Raw genomic sequence first — 15,846 nt, 5'->3', positions numbered from 1 at the left:
CGAGCGCAGCGCGCCGCCGGGTGGGCAGCGCGGCAGGGCGAGAGCCGGACGGGAACGGCGGCCTGGCGAACGGCGGCCTGGTTGGCGACGGGAACAAGGGAGGGTGGGACGCACATGAGCCTCGGGACGGACGGGACGACACCCTCTCGAACCCGCGGAGCGGCCGAACGATGCGGACCGAGGGCGCCCGGCCGTGAAGGAGGGTAGGAGCCGATCCTCGTGCGCAAGTGGCTCCCGATGCTCATCCTGGCTTCGGCCCAGTTCGTCATGGTGCTCGACTCGAGCGTCATGAACGTGGCGATCTCGCAGATCGTCAAGGACCTCGACACGACGATCCAGGGCGTGCAGACGGCGATCACGATGTACACCCTCGTGATGGCGGCGTTCATGCTGCTCGGCGCGAAGCTCGGCGACATCATCGGCCGCAACCGGGCCTTCGCGATCGGTCTGGCGATCTACGGGGTCGGCTCGCTCACGACGGCCCTGAGCCCGAACCTCACCGTCCTGCTGATCGGCTGGTCGGGGGTCGAGGGGTTCGGCGCGGTGCTCGTGATCCCCGCGATCGCCGCGCTGACCGCCGCCACCTACGAAGGTCACGACCGCGCGCTCGCCTACGCCCTGCTCGGCGGGATAGCGGCGATCGCGGTCGCCGCCGGACCGTTGATCGGCGGTTGGGTGACGACGGAGCTCAGCTGGCGCTACGTGTTCGCGGCGGAGACCGTCGTCGTGGTCCTGATCCTGTTGGTGCGGGGGCAGATCGCCCGCGCGCCGGTCGCCGAGCGACGCCCGAAGCTCGACCTCGGCGGCGTCGCGCTGTCGTCGGCCGGCCTGGGGCTGATCGTCTTCGCGGTCCTCCGCAGCAGCGTGTGGGGCTTCGTCCAGCCGCGCACGCCGCCCACGATCGGCGGTACCGAGATCACGCCGCTGGGCTTCTCGGTGGTGCCGTTCATGATCCTCGCGGGACTCGCGCTGCTCGCGGCGTTCGTCGTCTGGGAGGACCGTCGCTCGCGTCTCGGGCGGGACGAGCTGCTCGACCCGGGACTGCTGCGGATCCCGCGTCTGCGCGCGGGCCTCTCGACGCTGGTCGGGCAGCAGCTCGTCCTGATGGGCACGTTCTTCGTGATCCCGGTGTACCTCCAGGTGGTGCTCGGCTTCAGCGCGTTCGAGACCGGGAAGCGCCTGCTGCCGCTGTCGGTGGCGATGCTCGTCTTCGCGCTGCTCGGCCCGCGGATCGCCGGCCGGCGCTCGCCGCGGATCGTCGCGCAGCTCGGGCTGGTGGCGCTCAGCATCGGTGCGGTCGTGATGCTGGCGACGCTCGAGGCGACCCTCGACGTCACCGGCTTCAAGGTCGCGTTGGCCCTGATGGGGGCGGGCGCCGGGCTGCTCGCGTCCCAGTTGGGGAACGTGATCATGTCGTCGGTCTCGCCCACGCAGACGAGCGAGGCGGGTGGGCTCCAGGGCACCGCCCAGAACCTCGGGTCGTCGCTCGGCACGGCGATCATCGGTGCGGTCCTGCTCGCCTCGCTGGCCACCGGCTTCAGCGAACGGATCACCGACAACCCCGCGGTCCCGGCCGCCGCGCGCCAGCAGATCGCCGCCAACGCCGAGCAGGGCATCGACATCGTGCCGGTCGCCTCGGTCCAGAGCGCCGCCGAGAAGGGCGGCCTCACCCCGGACCAGGCGAGCGCGGTCGCGGCCGACTACGGCGACGCGCAGCTCGAAGCGCTGCGCCTCTCGCTCGGGGGGGTCGCGTTGGCGGCGCTGCTGTCGCTGTGGGCTACGCGAAGGCTGCCGACGGTGGCGGTGGCGGAGGCGGAGGGCGGCGGGGACGAAGCGCCTGCGGCCGCGTAGCTCGCGGCCTACGTCGTCCCGGCGGGCTGCTCGCCGTCGGTGGCGGCGGCCCGCAGCGCCCGGCGGATCATGCTCCTGGCCTTGGTCTGCTGGGCGTCGGTGTTCGCGGCGATCCAGCGCAGGATCGTCCAGCTGCGGGTCCAGGCGAAGCGGTCGGGGACGAGCAGGTCCTCGTCGCTCAGCTGGTCGGCGAGCGCGAGCACCCGGTCGACCGCGGCGACGAGGCGGTCGCGCAGGACCGGGAGCGTGGTCGCCGCTTCGCGCGCGACGATCTCGGCGTTGAGCGCCGGGGTCTGGCGCCACGTGTACCCGGGGGCGGGCGTCGGAGGGTTCTCGCCCTGTAGACCGGCCTCGATCCAGTCGCCGGTCATCTCGGCCCAGGCCACGCGGACGGCGAGCACGTCCTTCACGGACCAGGCGTCGACGCACGGCAGCTCGGCGGCGCCGGCGTCGGCGACCCGGTCCAGCTCGTGCTGGAGGCCGTCGAGCGCGCGGCGAACCGCGGCGGTCAGGTCGGCGCGCGTCTGGGGCACGGGCATGGAGGCGGATCGTGTCAGAGCGGTCGCCGGGCCGGGGCCTCCGGCTGCGCGGCGAGGGCTGCGCGGATGTCGTCGATCGCGTCGTCCAGTTCGCGGTTCACGACGGCGGCGCTGAGGAGCCCTGGGTAGAAGACGTACTGCGCGGCGAGGCCATCGAGGATGAGGTGGAGGCGCGAGGCGAGTCGCTCTCGGAGGGCGGTCTCGGCCGGCGGCGCACTCGGCGACGGGCCGGCGAGCAGCGTGATCACGGTACGGGTGGTCATCCGGATCCCCTCCCACTGCTCCCGCCGGTAGCGGCGGTGGCGTGCGTCCAGGCGCGTTCGCTCGGACATCGCCGCGGAGACGGTCACCTCGGTGGCTCGGGTCTCGTCGAGGGGGAGGAGCTCCTGGCACAGCCGCCTCGCGCGCTCGAGCGGGCCGATCCGGTCGTCGCTCATCACGGCGGTGAGTCGCTGCCTGACGCGGTCGATCACGAGCGCCTCGACGAAGTGGAGGAGCTCGTCCTGCGAGGAGAAGTAGTGGCGGATCGCCCCGCTCGACAGTCCCGACTCGGCGACGATCGAGCGGACCGTCGTCTTCGGGAGGCCGTCCCGCATGAGCACCGTCCAGGCCGCCTCGGCGATCTGCACCCGGCGTTCTGCATGGTCGACGAGCTTCGGCACCACTCCTTTTTAGCACGGACGTTCTGCTACGTTTTGGCAGCACAACCGTTCTATCAAGGGGATCGAGTGGAGTCATCGGGGCTCGTGGGGCTGGTTGGGCTTGCCCTGCTGGACAGTCTGAGCATCGGCACGCTGGTGATTCCGGTGGTGATGCTGCTGTCTCCCGACGTTCGGCCGGGCCGGGTGCTGGTCTATCTGGGGTCCCTCGCCACGTTCTACCTGGGCGTCGGGCTCGTCCTCCTGGCCGGCGCTCAGGCGCTGCTTCCCGTCGTCGGCGAGGTGGGGAGCTCGTCGACGTTCCTCTGGGTGCAGTTGGGCATCGGTGCCCTGCTGTTCGGCGCGTCGTTCTTCGTAGGCCCCCGTAGCCGTGGGCGGGGCGAGGTCCGCCTTCCGGCGATTGCGAGATGGGAGCAGCGCCTTCGCGCGGTCGACACGACACGGGGGACGGTCGCTCTTGCGCTGTCCGCCGGCCTGGTCGAGCTGGCGACCATGGCGCCCTACCTCGGGGCGGTGGGGGTGCTCAGCACGGCCCCGGCCTCGTCGGCGGGCCGAGGCGCGGCTCTCGTTGGCTACGTCGTCGTCATGTGCCTTCCGGGGGCGGCGCTGCTCGCGCTCCGCGTGCGGGTCGGGCGGCGCGCCGAGGCGACCCTCGAGCGCCTCGGATCCTGGCTGGGCACCCAGGCGTCGGCCGCGATGCCGTGGCTGCTCGGCGTCCTCGGCTGGTTCATCGGCGGAAGCGCGGCAAACCGCCTCTTCTTCTGAGTCGAGCCAGTGCTCGGCGCTACCGCACCACGTCGTAGACGAGCTTCTGGAGGCCGTTGGCGTGCGACGCGCCGTTAGGCGGCGATCGCCTTGCCGAGGCTGCGGAGGCAGAGGTCGAGCGCCTCGTGCCGGGGGAGGTCCTGCTCGCGGGCGTAGTTCCAGGCGGCGTAGAGCAGCGCCCAGAGCAGCTGCTCGATCCAGCCGGCCGTGAGGTCGGCGCCGATCGTCCCATCGGTGCGACCACGCGCGACGGCCGCGGCGAGCGCGCCTTCGGGGACGGTCTGGTGCCGCGCCCACTCCTCGTCGGGGATCACGACGGTCTCGTTGAAGAGGACGGTGAGCACGCTGCCCAGCTCGAAGTACTCGCGGCAGAGCCGAGCCAGCGCGTCGGGGACCGGGCCGCGCTCGAGCCGGGCGCGCTCGGTGGCGGCGATCACCTGCCTGACGGTCTCGTCGGCGACGGCCGCGATCAGGTCGGACCGCTCGGCGAAGTACCGGTGGACGGTGGTCCGGCTGACCTGGGCGGCGGTCGCGATGCCCGCGAGCGAGGCGCCAGGGTCCTGCGCGAGGGTGTCGAGCGCCGAGCTCACGATCTCTCGGCGGGTGCGGGAGCGGGCCGCTGTCTCGGTCTCGGTCATGGGGTCGTTGTATGTTACCGCGAATCCAGATATTGGGACAGTGGTGTTACATTTCGTGGCATGACCGATCCGAAGAAGGTCAGCTCGACTCCGGTTGGCTCCGTCGACGCCGCGGCCAGCGGGCGCTTCCCGCGGCTCGCGATCCTGTGGGGCTTCGCCCGGCCGCACCGCCGTTCGCTGGCCCTCGGCCTGGCGCTGGCGATGGCCGCCTCGGCCGCCGGGCTGGCCAGCCCGATGATCACCAAGTGGATCCTCGACGCGCTCGGGCGCTCCGAGTCGCTGCTCGCGCCGATCCTCGTCCTCAGCGCCCTCACGCTCGGGGGCGCGGTGATCTGGTTCTGGCAATGGACGTTGCTCGGCAGCGTCGGGGAGCGGATCGTGCTCGGCGCGCGCCGTTCGATGGTCGGCCGCTACCTGCGGACCCACGTCGCCTCGATCACCGCCCGGCCGCCCGGCGAGCTCGTCACCCGGGTCACCTCGGACACCGTGCTCCTGCGCGAGGCCGCGTCCTCCAGCCTGATCGGCCTCGTCAACGGCGCGGTGATGCTCGTGGGCAGCCTGATCCTGATGGGCGTCCTCGACCTGGTGCTGTTGGGCACGACGTTCGCGGCGCTGGCGATCGTCACGGTGCTCTTCCTGACCCTGATGCCGGGGATCGCCCGGGCCCAGGAGCAGGCCCAGGAGCACGTCGGCCGGCTCGGCGGCACGCTCGAGGGGACGATCCGGGCGATTCGGACCGTCAAGGCGAGCCGGGCGGAGGCGCGGATCGCCGCCCGGATCATGGCCGACGCCGACGCGTCCGCCGACTACGGCATCCGGGCCGTCCGGCGCGAGGCGTTGGCCTGGTCGATCGCCTTCACCGGACTCCAGGCCGCGATCATCGTGATCCTCGGCCTCGGCGCCTGGCGGGTCAGCGAGGGGGCGATGGAGGTCTCGAGCCTGATCGCGTTCCTGCTCTACGCGTTCGGCCTGATGGGCCCGATCATGGAGCTGACCCAGAACATGACCGCCCTCCAGTCGGGCTTCGCGGCGGCGGAGCGGATCCGCGACACCGAGCGGCTGGAGCTGGAGGAGGGCGCCGTCGCGCCGGCGCGGAACGAGGCCGGGAGCGACGTCGACGCCGACGCGATCCTCGAGCTGCGCGGCGTGACCGCGGCCTACGCCCCCGACGCCGCCCCGGCGGTCGCGGGCGTCGACCTGCGGATCCCCCGCCGCGGGCACGTGGCGGTGGTCGGACCGTCGGGCGCGGGCAAGACGACGCTGATGTCGCTGATCCTGCGGTTCCTGGAGTCGGAGGCGGGGGAGCTGCGCCTCGACGGCCGGCCCTACGCCGAGCTGACCCGCGACGAGGTCCGGCGCCGGATCGCCTACGTCGAGCAGGAGTCGCCGGTCGTGCCCGGCACGATCCGGGAGAACCTGACCTTCACCCACCCCGACGCCAGCGACGAGGAGCTGCGGCGGGTGCTGGAGGAGGTCCAGCTCGCCGGCATGGTCGACGAGCTGCCGGACGGCCTCGACACGCCGCTCTCGGCCAGCTCGGTCTCGGGCGGACAGCGCCAGCGGATCGCGCTCGCCCGGGCGATCCTGCGCGCGCCCGAGCTGCTGCTGCTCGACGAGGCGACGGCGCAGGTCGACGCACTGACCGAGTCGGCGATCCACCGCTGCATCCGCAGCCGGGCCGGGCAGGGGGCGGTGCTGACGATCGCGCACCGGCTCTCGACCGTCGTCGACGCCGACGCGATCGTGGTCCTCGAGGGCGGCCGGGTGCGGGCGCGAGGGACCCACGACGAGCTGCTCGCGACCGACGACCTCTACCGCGACCTGATCGAGGCGCTCCGGATCGCGGCGGCGGTGCCGGCGGGCGAGAGCACCGTCGACGAGGGATTGGCGGCGTCGGTCGACGGCTGACGCCGCGTCGGCCGGCGCCGTCCGGGATGTGGCCGGCCACGGCGATCCGCCGCTGGCCGCCGCCCCGGGGTCGGCCGCTGCCGCCCATCGCCGGAGGGGCTCGGCGGCGCGCGGGAATCCGCCGACGCGAACTCGTCGTTAGGGTGCCCTTCATGCGTTTGCCCGCCCTTCTCCTCGCCGCCGTCGCGTCGCTCGCGCTCGCGGCCTGCGGATCCGACGACTCCCCCTCGACCACCTCGACCACGGCCTCCGCCGATTCCGGGGCCTTCCCCGTGACGATCGAGCACGAGTTCGGGAAGGTGACGATCCCGAGCGCGCCCGAGCGGGTCGCGACCGTCGGCTTCAACGAGCAGGACTTCGCGCTGGCGCTCGGGGTCAAGCCGGTCGCCGTGCGGGAGTTCATCGGGTCGTTCCCGTACAAGACCCGTCCCTGGGCGCCGGGAGCGAACAGCGACCCGGTCCCGACGCTCGTCGGCGGCGAGGAGATCGCCTACGAGCGCCTGGCCGGCGCGCGGCCGGACCTGATCCTCGGGATCTACTCGTTCGTCGACGAGAGCGGCTACGAGAAGCTCGAGAAGATCGCCCCGACGGTCGTGCCGGCCGGCAACGCGCCGGCCGGCGGGACCCCGTGGGGCCTCCAGCTGCTGCAGACGGGCCGGGCGCTCGGACGCGAGGCCCAGGCGAAGCAGATCCTCGCCGACGTCAACGGGCAGTTCGACGCGGCCAGGCAGCGGCACCCGGAGTTCAACGGCAAGACCCTGACCGTCGCGTTCGAGGGCGGCGGCAACCTCTTCAACCTGGCCGAGAGCGACCTGCGCCAGCAGTTCTTCTCCGACCTCGGGTTCAACACGCCGAAGGGCGCGGGGATCGAGAACATCAGCCGCGAGCGGCTCGACGTGCTCGACCAGGACGTGCTCGTGCTGATCTCCGACGACCCCCAGCGGCTGCTGAAGGACCCGCTCTACGCGAAGCTCGATGCGGTCAAGGAGGGGCGCGTGATCCCCGTCACGTCCTCCGACGCGTTCGCCGGCGCCCTCGGCTTCAACAGCCCGCTGAGCCGCCCCTACCTGCTGAAGCAGGCCGAGCCGCGGCTCGCGGCGGCGGTCGACGGGGACCCCGCGACGAAGGTCGCTCCGACGGAGTAGGGCGGGGGAGAGACGGGCGCGACCGTGCTCCCCGCCCGCGTCGTCGGCCTCCGGAACGCAGGAGCCCCCGCTCGCGCAGGGGCTCCGTTCCGGTCGTGCCGGCCCCGGTCCGCCCTTCGGCGTGATCCGGGGCGGCGCGGCTAGGCGGCCCGGCGGGGCGTGATCCGGACGATCCGCGAGCGCTTCGTCGTGGTGCCGCCGGCGCGGACGGTCACGTCGACGCGGTAGCGCCCGGCCCGCACGCTGGGCGGGACGGCGATCCGGACCGTGCCCGCCCGGCTGAGCTTGCGCGAGAAGCTCCGGGTCGAGCGCGTGGCGCACTTCTTGCCCGCGGTGCAGCGGCGCAGGGCCACCCGGACCGTCCCGCCACCGGTGACGCGGACCCGGATCGCCCGGTCGCGCAGCGTGACGCTGGTGGCGCGGACCGTCTTCGCCTTCGCCGCCGGGAGCTTCCGGCTCGGCAGCGTCGGACCGGGCAGCGGCGCCGGGGCGAGCACCGAGGGATCCTGCGGCTTCGGGGACTCCGGCTCCGGGCCGACCGGCGGCGCAGGGTCGACCGGCGGCGCGACGTACGTCCGCGCGGTCAGCCACTGGTCGCTGGCCAGCGGCCGGTCGACGATCCGGGTCTCGCCGATGCAGCCGAGCCAGCCGTCGGCGGTCTTGCCCTCCCACGTCGCCGAGCCGATCCGCCACGGCTTGCCCGCCGACGCGAGCCCGACGCTGCCGATCGCGTTGCGCAGGACCGGTGCCCCGTCGACGTACAGCGTCGTCGTCTTCGTCTTCGGGTCGTTGACCGTGGCCACGTGCAGCCAGCGTCCGGTCATGATCTCGCCCGACCAGTTGCTCGACTCCCGCGGCGGGTCGATCGAAGCCGCGTTCCACTGGACCTCGCGCAGGTTCGAGATCGCGAAGGTGAAGACCGGCTCGTCCGGATCGCCCGGGTTCAGCCCGGCGACGTCGCCGCGGCGGCCGTCGCGGGTGAGCGCGCCCATCCAGGCGTTGCCGCCCGGCGTCCAGCTGTCGTCGATCTTCACGAACGACTCGATCGTGTAGCCGTTGGGGAAGGTCTGGGCGTTGACCGGTGCGCCGGCCGCGGTCCGGAGGTAGCTGATCCGCGCCGGGCTCTTCTTCGTGTTGTCGAAGCAGATGCTGCCGGGGTCGGAGGAGAGGAACGCGTGGTCGTCGCTGCGGCGCACGTCCTCGACCTGGGCGCCGTTGGCCCCGTCTGCGTCGAGCGCGACGCGGGTCATGTCGTTGCCCGCGGCGATGTCGCGGACCGTCTCGCCGGGACGGACCGGGCCGCTCCCGGCCCCGAACCGCCAGTGCGCGCGGGTGCCCGCGACCTTCGGGTAGTCGTCGGCGTCGTGGGCCGGGGCCGAGCTCTCCTCGCCCGACTCCTCGTAGCCGTCGCGGACGATCGCCTTCGCGCGGTCGAGCAGCGACCCGTGCGACGGCGCGGCCGGCGTGACCGGCGGTGCGAAGCGGGAGAAGCGCTCGTTCCAGGCGATCGGCAGGCGCAGGTTCTCGTGCGTGCCGGGACGGACGGCGAGGTCGTAGCGGGGGATCAGCGTGTCCTTCGGCTTCAACCGGACCCACGGAGAGACGACGGTCGACTCGAGGCGATCGTGCGTGAAGTCGAACTCGAGCAGCCCGAGGTAGCCGTTGCCGCCCTGGTACGCCATCTGGTAGTCGAGCAGGATCTGGTCGACGCTGTGGCCGAAGTCGTTGGTCTTCCGCAGGTGCGTCGCTCCGTGGAAGTGCCCGTTGAGCGTCAGGAAGATCTGGTCGTTGTCGCGGATCAGGTCGTTCCAGATCCGCTTGCCGTAGTCGGTCTCCTCGGCGGAGACCCCGTCACCGGCGACGCCGATGAACTCGTGGCCGGTCAGGACCACCGGCAGCGTCGGATGGTCGGCGATGACCTGCCGGGCCCACTGGACCGCCTGGTCGGAGGCGGCCCACGAGAGCGCGAGCACGAGGAACGTCCGTCCCTCGGCGGTGAAGGTGTGCCACTCGTTGTAGCCGCTGGCGTCGCGGCCGCCGAAGCTCGCCTGCGCGGCGGCGCGCGAGGTCGGGAACCAGGTCGTGTAGTTCGGGCCGACGTCGTGGTTGCCGGCGAGGATCGAGTACGGCAGCTTCGCGGCCTCGAGCCGCTTCATCGCCGCATCGGCGACCTTCCACTCGTCGACCTTGCTGGTGCGGTCGACGATGTCGCCGAGATGGGTCACGAACGGCATCTTCAGCGTCTTCTGGTTCGCGGCCAGCCACGTGGTCTGCGTGTCGAACGGCTCGCTGCCGTAGCGCTGGGCGAAGAGGTTCTCGTACTCCGCGGTCGCGTAGCGGGAGTAGAACTGGGTGTCGGGGAGGACCGGGAGCAGGAAGCTCGACCGGTCGGCCGGCGGGTCGGCGGCGGTGGCGGTGGCGGCGCCCGGGGCGAAGAGCAGGACGCAGGCGAGGACGAGGAGCGCGATCAGCCGTCTCGGCGAGGCGCGGAACAGAGGGGGAATCATCGTCTGGGTCACGCTAGGTCCGGGCGGTGGCCGCGCTGTGACCCCGGCGTGACGTTGTGGGGAAGGTCGTGGGAACGAGCGTCAATGCGGACAGGTGTCGGCCGCATTGCGCCATAGGTTCCCAGCATGCCTTCCATCACCCGCATCGACTTCGTCCCCATCCCGACCCAGGACAACGACCGCGCGAGGGCGTTCTACCGCGACACGCTCGGCCTCGAGGAGTCCCCGCACACCGTCGGCAAGCCGTTCTCGGAGTTCGACCTCGGCGGCACGACGCTGAGCATCTGGGACCCCGTCTCCGTCGGTCGCGAGTTCCAGGCCAACACCAACGCGGTCGCGCTGCACACCGACGACGTCGCCGGTATGCGCGCGCAGCTAGAGGGCAAGGGCGTGACGTTCTTCGGCCCGATCACCGACACCGGCGTCTGCCACATGGCCTTCTTCGTCGACCCCGACGGCAACCCGCTGATGCTGCACGGCCGCCACGTCCCGCGCGGCTGAGTCGCTCCGCTCGCGGAGGAGGGTTGCCCCCAGGCGCTCCCGGCGTCAGGCCGGTCGCGGCGGGTCCCGCGGGGGCTCGCCCAGCGGGCCGTAGCGGCGGCGGGCCGGATCCTCGACCTCGCCGGCGGTGCGCCGGCGCTCGAAGGTCCGGCGCCAGCTGCCACCGAGCGAGGGGACGGCGAGCAGGGCGTCGATCGCCGGCCCGTCCCGCTTGTCGCGGTGCATGACCCGGTTGGCCTCGGCCACGGTCGCGTGGGGGTGTGGACGGTCGATCAGGCAGATCTCGGCGCCCGCGCTGACCTGGCCGGCCTCGAGCACGCGGAGGTAGAAGCCGGTCCGGCCGCTCCGCTCCATCGCCAGCACGATCTCCGTGGTGCCGTGGCGGGCACCCAGGCGGTAGCAGGGGTTGCGCGGCAGGCTGACCTCGCAGACGGAGGTCCCGACGAGCAGCCGGTCGCCGAGGCAGACGTCCTCCTCGCGGAGTCCGCAGACGGTCAGGTTCTCGCCGAACGCCGGCCGCTCCAGGGCCCGTTCGAGGAGCGCCTCGTAGTCGGCGTAGTGCTCGGTTGGGAAGACGCAGACGGCCTTGTCGGGACCGCCGTGCTTGAGGCGGTCGCCCTGCTCGTCACCGCGGAGCCCCTCCGCGGTGGCCTCGATCGGGCCCACGACCTCGCGCTTGCGGAAGGCGCTGCGGATCGTGCGGTCGCGGTAGGGCAGGTTGCCGACCGTGCCGACGTGGACGGCGAGCACCCGCGCGTCGGCGAGCGGTCGGGTGGCGACGGTCACGGGGCCTCCATGGCCACAAGATAGGCGCGGGGTCGGAGGGCGGCCCTCGTGGGGCGCGTCGGGCCCGTGGCGGCTCGGCGCGGGCCTCGTCAGCGGACTGCCGGCCAGCCGTTCACGACGGCGATCGCGACACGAACGCACGTTCGCTTGCATGGCGTCCGGGCCGGGGCGAAGGATGGAGCGCACCATGAGCACCATCGCCCAACCGCTCCACCTGCACCGTCGGCGCCCCCGCGGGTCGGCGCGCCTGCTCGCCGTCGCGCTCCTGCCGGGCGCCGCGTCGTCGGCCGACGCCGTCCCGGCGATCCCGGCCGCCGACGCCCAGGCCCGGCTCGTCGGGCTCGGGCTGCTGCCCGCGGCCGCCGCGACCGGCGCCTGGAACCCGCCGACCGCCGACGCGGTCCGCCGCTACCAGGCCGCGTGCGGGCTGGAGCCCAGCGGGGTCGCCGGCTCGCTCACCGCCCAGCGGCTGCTCGCCGCCTGACGTGCGCCCGGGGGCATGCCCCCGGGCGCGGTCGCGCAGGGAGCCCGTTCCTACCCCACGAGGTTCGGCGTCCACCCCAGCGCGGGGGCGATGTCGCGGGCGATGGTCTCCAGCATCCGCGCGTTGTACTCCACGCCGAGCTGGTTGGGGACGGTCAGCAGCAGCGTGTCGGCGGCGCGGACGGCGACGTCGCGGCGCAGCTCCTCCGCGATCGCGTCGGGCTCGCCGGAGTAGGTCTTGCCGAAGCGGGAGAGTGCGCCGTCGAGCACGCCGACCTGGTCGCTGCCACCGCTGCGTCCGAAGTAGCGACGGTCCTCGTCGGTGGTGATCGGCAGCACGCTGCGGCTGACCGAGACGCGCGGCGTGCGCTCCCAGCCGGCCTCGCCCCAGGCCTCGCGGAAGAGCAGGATCTGCTCGAGCTGGAGCTGGTCGAACGGCACGCCCGTGTCCTCCAGCAGGAGGGTCGAGCTCATCAGGTTCATGCCCTGCCGGGCGGCCCAGACGGCGGTGTCGCGGCTGCCCGAGCCCCACCAGATCCGGTCGGCGAGGCCGGGCGCCTGCGGTTGGATCGCGAGCCGCATCCCGGTGCCGGCCATCTCGGGGTTGGAGTCGACGACGCCCGCGCCGGCGATCGCGGCGCGGAAGCGGTCGGTGTGCTCGCGGGCGAGGTCGGCGTCGCTCTGGCCGGCGGCGGGAACGTGGTCGAACGCCTCGGCGCCGCGCAGGGCCGGCTCCGGCGACCCGCGGCTGATGCCGAGCTGGAGCCGCTGGTCGGCCAGCAGGTCGGTCGTCGCCGCGGCCTCGGCCATGTACAGCGGGTTCTCGTACCGCATGTCGATGATCCCGGTGCCGAGCTCGATCCGGCTGGTGCGGGCGGCCATCGCGGCCAGCAGCGGGAACGGCGAGGAGATCTGCCGGGCGAAGTGGTGGACGCGCACGTACGCCCCGTCGATCCCCAGCGCCTCGGCGGCGACGGCCAGCTCGACCGACTGCTTCAGCGCGTCGCCGGCGGTCGGCGTCATCGAGCCCGGGCTGCGCCCCCAGTGGCCGAAGGAGAGGAAGCCGATGCGGTCCATGGAGCGATCCTAGCACCCGAAGTGGACCGTGGTCCGCTTCGGGCTGGGGCGATCTGCCGGCTCAGGTGGCGCTGGGCCTCTGGCGCGCGAACGGGGCCATGCCGGCGAGCTTGCCGCCGTCGATCGGGACGACGGTGCCGGTGACGAAGGACGCGGCGTCGCTGCTGAGCCAGGCGACGACGGCGGCGACCTCGTCGGGGCGGCCGACCCGTCGCATCGGCATCGCCTGCGCTGCTCCCTGTTGCGCGGCCTCGCCGGCGCGCTCGAGCTGCTCGGTGAGGATCGGGCCGGGTGCGACGGCGTTGACGCGGATGCCCCGGGCGGCGTACTCGAGCGCGGCGACCTTGGTGAGGCCGACGATGCCGTGCTTGCTCGACACGTAGCCGGCGAGGCCGCCGACGGCCTCGAGTCCGGCGGTCGAGGTCATGTTCACGATCGCGCCCGCGCCGTGCTCGAGCATCGCGGCGATCTCGTACTTGAGGCAGAGGAACGTCCCGCGGAGGTTGATCGCGATCGCGCTGTCGAAGTCCTCCACGGCGACGTCGGTCAGCGGGGTCGGCGGGTGCCCGCCGCCGGCGGCGTTGTTGATCGCGATGTCCAGGCGGCCGAGCTCCGCGACGGTGCGGGCGACCATCCGTTCGACCGCGGCCGGATCGCCGACGTCGGTCGGGACGGCCAGGGCGGTGCCGCCGGCGGCGTTGATCTCGGCGGCGAGTCGCTCGAGGGCCGACGCGTCGCGGGCGGCGAGCGCGACGGCCGCGCCGGCGTCGGCGAGGGTGCGGGCAGTGGCGGCGCCGATGCCCCGGCTGGCGCCGGTGACGATCGCGACGCGGCCAGTCAGTGAGGTGCTCATAGATCGAGCCTAGCAGTAATGATTACAACCTGTATCGATTACACCGAACGGTATCCTCGGGCGGTGACCGACCCGGCCGATTCCCACGACCAGCGGCCCGCCCGGATCGGCGGAGTGGCGTTCCTCCTCGCCCAGCTCGGCGCCCATGCGGCGGCGGCCTTCGCCGAGCGACTGAAGCCGCTCGACCTCACCCCGCCGCAGGCGGGGGTGCTGCGCCGCCTCGCGCAGACGCCGGGGGAGAGTCAGCGTGCGGTCGCCGACGCGCTCGGCATGCACGCCCCGCGGCTGGTCGCCCTGATCGACGACCTCGAGGGTCGCGGGCTCGTCGAACGTCAGCGCGATCCGGCGGACCGGCGCAACTACGCGCTCTCGCTGACCGCGGCGGGCCGCGAGCTGCTGGCTCGGCTCGCCGCGGTCGCCGCCGAGCACGAGCGGGCGTTCACGGCCGGGATCGACGCCGGCGAGCGCGAACGGCTCGTGGCGCTGCTGGGGCAGCTCGCCGACGAGCAGGGCCTGGCCCCCGGCGTGCACCCTGGATTTCGCCGCCTGCGCCGGTGAGTCGATTCGGGTCGTGGCCTGACGGGCGTCGCCTCGACGCCGGGATCGTTCGCGGCCCGGTTTGCTTATGTCATCATAATAGTTATGAAGTGGCAAGGAAATCTCCAGGGCCGACCGCCGAGCGGGCCCGCGGCCAGCGCGGAGCAGCTCGGCGGGAGACGCAAGACCGGCGTCCTGCTGATCTGCTGCCTGAGCCTGTTCATCGTCGGGCTCGACATCACCGCGGTGAACGTGGCGTTGCCCTCGATCGAGGCGGATCTCGACGCCAGCCTCTCCGGGCTGCAATGGACGGTCGGCGGCTACACCGTCGTGATGGCGAGCCTGCTGATGCTGGCGGGGTCGACCGCGGACCGCTTCGGCCGGAAGCGCACCTTCGTCACAGGCCTCGCCGTGTTCTCGCTGGCGTCGCTGTTGTGCAGCCTGGCGCCGAGCGTCGAGGTCCTGGTGCTGGCGCGGGTCCTCCAGGCGGTCGGCGGCTCGATGATGAACCCGGTCGCGATGGCGATCATCACCAACACCTTCACCGAGCCGCGCGAGCGCGCCCAGGCGGTCGGCGTGTGGGGAGCCGTGTTCGGCGTCTCGATGGCGCTCGGCCCGATCGTCGGGGGCACGCTCGTGTCCGCGATCGGCTGGCGGGCGATCTTCCTGATCAACCTCCCGATCGGGCTGGCCACGATCCTCCTGACCCTCCGCTTCGTCCCCGAGTCCCGAGCGCCACGGCCGCGCCGGTTCGATCCGGTCGGTCAGCTGCTGGTGATCGTGCTGCTGGCCACGCTCACGTTCGGCATCATCGAAGCGCCGAGCCGCGGATGGCTCTCGCCGGTGATCGTCGGCGCCTTCGCGGCCTCCGCCGCGGCGCTCCTGGCGCTCCTCCGCTACGAGCCCCGCCGCGACGAGCCGCTCGTCGACCTGCGGTTCTTCCGGTCGATCCCCTTCACGTCCTCGATCGCGATCGCCGTGGCCGGCTTCGCGGCGTTCGGCGGGTTCCTCTTCCTCAACACGCTCTACCTCCAGGAGGTCCGCGGCCTCTCGCCGATGCGCGCGGGGCTGGCGACCGTGCCGATGGCGGCGATGACGGTGCTGGCGTCGCCCCTGTCGGGGCGGATCGTCGGTCGTCGCGGTCCCCGGCTGCCGCTCGTGGCGTCCGGCGTCTGCATCGCGATCGCCTGCGCGATGCTGACCACGACCGACGCGGAGACCCCGTTCGCGTGGCTGATCGCGGCGTACGCGATCTTCGGGATCGGCTTCGGGGCCATCAACGCCCCGATCACCAACGCGGCCGTGTCCGGGATGCCCCGTGCGCAGGCGGGCGTCGCCTCGGCGATCGCCACCACCTCCCGGCAGTTCGGTCAGACGCTCGGCGTCGCCGTCGTCGGGGCGATCGTGACCTCCCACCTCGGGGCGTCGGTCCGGGCCGACCTGCCGTCGGCCAGCCACCCGGGGTGGTGGACCCTCGCCGCGGCCGGGGCGATCGTGATCGTCCTCGGACTGACGGCCACCACCCGCCGAGCCCAGGCGTCGGCCCGGCGGACCGCGGCGGCGCTCAATCCGGAAGCACTGCCCGCGTAGACTCGGG

General features: G+C 73.0%; 15 protein-coding genes. 8 read left to right on the top strand and 7 right to left on the bottom strand.

Annotation, left to right across the window (positions count from 1 at the left end; all coding sequences use genetic code 11):
- Positions 1-219 precede the first annotated feature (219 nt).
- Positions 220-1,851, top strand: a complete 1,632-nt coding sequence (locus ACVUH9_RS08660; protein ID WP_475755916.1) for an MFS transporter — start codon at positions 220-222, stop codon at positions 1,849-1,851.
- A gap of 8 nt (positions 1,852-1,859) precedes the next feature.
- Here the strand turns inward: ACVUH9_RS08660 and ACVUH9_RS08655 are convergent, their stop codons facing one another.
- Together ACVUH9_RS08655 and ACVUH9_RS08650 are read right to left on the bottom strand one after the other, a co-directional pair.
- Positions 1,860-2,390 (bottom strand): ClbS/DfsB family four-helix bundle protein, encoded by a 531-nt coding sequence (locus ACVUH9_RS08655; protein WP_475755914.1) that lies wholly within the window; start codon positions 2,388-2,390, stop codon positions 1,860-1,862.
- 14 nt (positions 2,391-2,404) lie between these two features.
- Entirely contained in the window at positions 2,405-3,052 is a 648-nt protein-coding gene (locus ACVUH9_RS08650) for a TetR/AcrR family transcriptional regulator (protein WP_475755912.1), read from the bottom strand.
- Between ACVUH9_RS08650 and ACVUH9_RS08645 the strand changes: the two genes are divergently transcribed.
- Complete coding sequence (locus ACVUH9_RS08645; protein WP_475755910.1) at positions 3,032-3,814, top strand: GAP family protein; 783 nt, start codon at positions 3,032-3,034, stop codon at positions 3,812-3,814. The two genes, ACVUH9_RS08650 and ACVUH9_RS08645, sit on opposite strands and share 21 nt — an antisense overlap.
- A gap of 74 nt (positions 3,815-3,888) precedes the next feature.
- Here ACVUH9_RS08645 and ACVUH9_RS08640 read toward each other — a convergent pair whose 3' ends face one another.
- A complete protein-coding gene (locus ACVUH9_RS08640) occupies positions 3,889-4,452 on the bottom strand; it encodes a TetR/AcrR family transcriptional regulator (RefSeq protein ID WP_475755908.1) in 564 nt (187 codons plus the stop codon).
- Positions 4,453-4,512: 60 nt separating this feature from the next.
- On the opposite strand from ACVUH9_RS08640, the gene ACVUH9_RS08635 reads away from it, so the two are divergent.
- Together ACVUH9_RS08635 and ACVUH9_RS08630 are read left to right on the top strand one after the other, a co-directional pair.
- Positions 4,513-6,360 carry an ABC transporter ATP-binding protein gene (locus ACVUH9_RS08635; RefSeq protein WP_475755906.1) on the top strand — a complete coding sequence of 616 codons (1,848 nt, stop codon included), beginning with the start codon at positions 4,513-4,515 and terminating at the stop codon, positions 6,358-6,360.
- Between the two features lie 152 nt (positions 6,361-6,512).
- Entirely contained in the window at positions 6,513-7,505 is a 993-nt protein-coding gene (locus ACVUH9_RS08630) for an iron-siderophore ABC transporter substrate-binding protein (RefSeq protein WP_475755904.1), read from the top strand.
- Between the two features lie 140 nt (positions 7,506-7,645).
- On the opposite strand, the gene ACVUH9_RS08625 is transcribed toward ACVUH9_RS08630, so the two are convergent.
- Positions 7,646-10,012, bottom strand: coding sequence for a LamG-like jellyroll fold domain-containing protein (locus ACVUH9_RS08625; protein ID WP_475755902.1), 2,367 nt, complete (start codon positions 10,010-10,012; stop codon positions 7,646-7,648).
- A 126-nt stretch (positions 10,013-10,138) separates the two neighbouring features.
- On the opposite strand from ACVUH9_RS08625, the gene ACVUH9_RS08620 reads away from it, so the two are divergent.
- Positions 10,139-10,513, top strand: a complete 375-nt coding sequence (locus ACVUH9_RS08620) for a VOC family protein (RefSeq protein WP_475755900.1) — start codon at positions 10,139-10,141, stop codon at positions 10,511-10,513.
- A 45-nt stretch (positions 10,514-10,558) separates the two neighbouring features.
- Here ACVUH9_RS08620 and ACVUH9_RS08615 read toward each other — a convergent pair whose 3' ends face one another.
- A complete protein-coding gene (locus tag ACVUH9_RS08615; RefSeq protein ID WP_475755898.1) occupies positions 10,559-11,299 on the bottom strand; it encodes an MOSC domain-containing protein in 741 nt (246 codons plus the stop codon).
- Positions 11,300-11,486: 187 nt separating this feature from the next.
- Here ACVUH9_RS08615 and ACVUH9_RS08610 point away from each other — a divergent pair, with 187 nt between their 5' ends.
- The gene (locus ACVUH9_RS08610; RefSeq protein ID WP_475755896.1) at positions 11,487-11,783 is read left to right on the top strand and encodes a peptidoglycan-binding domain-containing protein; all 297 of its coding nucleotides are present in this window, start codon (positions 11,487-11,489) and stop codon (positions 11,781-11,783) included.
- Between the two features lie 50 nt (positions 11,784-11,833).
- On the opposite strand, the gene ACVUH9_RS08605 is transcribed toward ACVUH9_RS08610, so the two are convergent.
- The gene (locus ACVUH9_RS08605) at positions 11,834-12,859 is read right to left on the bottom strand and encodes an LLM class flavin-dependent oxidoreductase (RefSeq protein ID WP_475755894.1); all 1,026 of its coding nucleotides are present in this window, start codon (positions 12,857-12,859) and stop codon (positions 11,834-11,836) included.
- A gap of 61 nt (positions 12,860-12,920) precedes the next feature.
- Positions 12,921-13,712, bottom strand: a complete 792-nt coding sequence (locus ACVUH9_RS08600; RefSeq protein ID WP_475755892.1) for an SDR family NAD(P)-dependent oxidoreductase — start codon at positions 13,710-13,712, stop codon at positions 12,921-12,923.
- Positions 13,713-13,775: 63 nt separating this feature from the next.
- Between ACVUH9_RS08600 and ACVUH9_RS08595 the strand changes: the two genes are divergently transcribed.
- Complete coding sequence (locus ACVUH9_RS08595; protein ID WP_475755890.1) at positions 13,776-14,270, top strand: MarR family winged helix-turn-helix transcriptional regulator; 495 nt, start codon at positions 13,776-13,778, stop codon at positions 14,268-14,270.
- Positions 14,271-14,354: 84 nt separating this feature from the next.
- Positions 14,355-15,839, top strand: coding sequence for a DHA2 family efflux MFS transporter permease subunit (locus tag ACVUH9_RS08590; protein WP_475755888.1), 1,485 nt, complete (start codon positions 14,355-14,357; stop codon positions 15,837-15,839).
- Positions 15,840-15,846: the final 7 nt, after the last annotated feature.

The sequence above is a fragment of the Patulibacter ginsengiterrae genome, assembly GCF_056269115.1.
Note: the sequence above shows the minus strand (reverse complement) of the source record. Positions and strands in the feature narration are given on the sequence as shown.

Excerpts from the sequence above, each read along its gene's own strand:
- ACVUH9_RS08630 (WP_475755904.1), top strand. The coding sequence starts at position 6,513 with ATGCGTTTGCCCGCCCTTCTCCTCGCCGCCGTCGCGTCGCTCGCGCTC.
- ACVUH9_RS08645 (WP_475755910.1), top strand. The coding sequence starts at position 3,032 with ATGGTCGACGAGCTTCGGCACCACTCCTTTTTAGCACGGACGTTCTGC.
- ACVUH9_RS08610 (WP_475755896.1), top strand. The coding sequence starts at position 11,487 with ATGAGCACCATCGCCCAACCGCTCCACCTGCACCGTCGGCGCCCCCGC.
- ACVUH9_RS08590 (WP_475755888.1), top strand. The coding sequence starts at position 14,355 with ATGAAGTGGCAAGGAAATCTCCAGGGCCGACCGCCGAGCGGGCCCGCG.
- ACVUH9_RS08605 (WP_475755894.1), bottom strand. The coding sequence starts at position 12,859 with ATGGACCGCATCGGCTTCCTCTCCTTCGGCCACTGGGGGCGCAGCCCG.
- ACVUH9_RS08655 (WP_475755914.1), bottom strand. The coding sequence starts at position 2,390 with ATGCCCGTGCCCCAGACGCGCGCCGACCTGACCGCCGCGGTTCGCCGC.
- ACVUH9_RS08635 (WP_475755906.1), top strand. The coding sequence starts at position 4,513 with ATGACCGATCCGAAGAAGGTCAGCTCGACTCCGGTTGGCTCCGTCGAC.
- ACVUH9_RS08625 (WP_475755902.1), bottom strand. The coding sequence starts at position 10,012 with ATGATTCCCCCTCTGTTCCGCGCCTCGCCGAGACGGCTGATCGCGCTC.
- ACVUH9_RS08620 (WP_475755900.1), top strand. The coding sequence starts at position 10,139 with ATGCCTTCCATCACCCGCATCGACTTCGTCCCCATCCCGACCCAGGAC.
- ACVUH9_RS08600 (WP_475755892.1), bottom strand. The coding sequence starts at position 13,712 with ATGAGCACCTCACTGACTGGCCGCGTCGCGATCGTCACCGGCGCCAGC.
- ACVUH9_RS08640 (WP_475755908.1), bottom strand. The coding sequence starts at position 4,452 with ATGACCGAGACCGAGACAGCGGCCCGCTCCCGCACCCGCCGAGAGATC.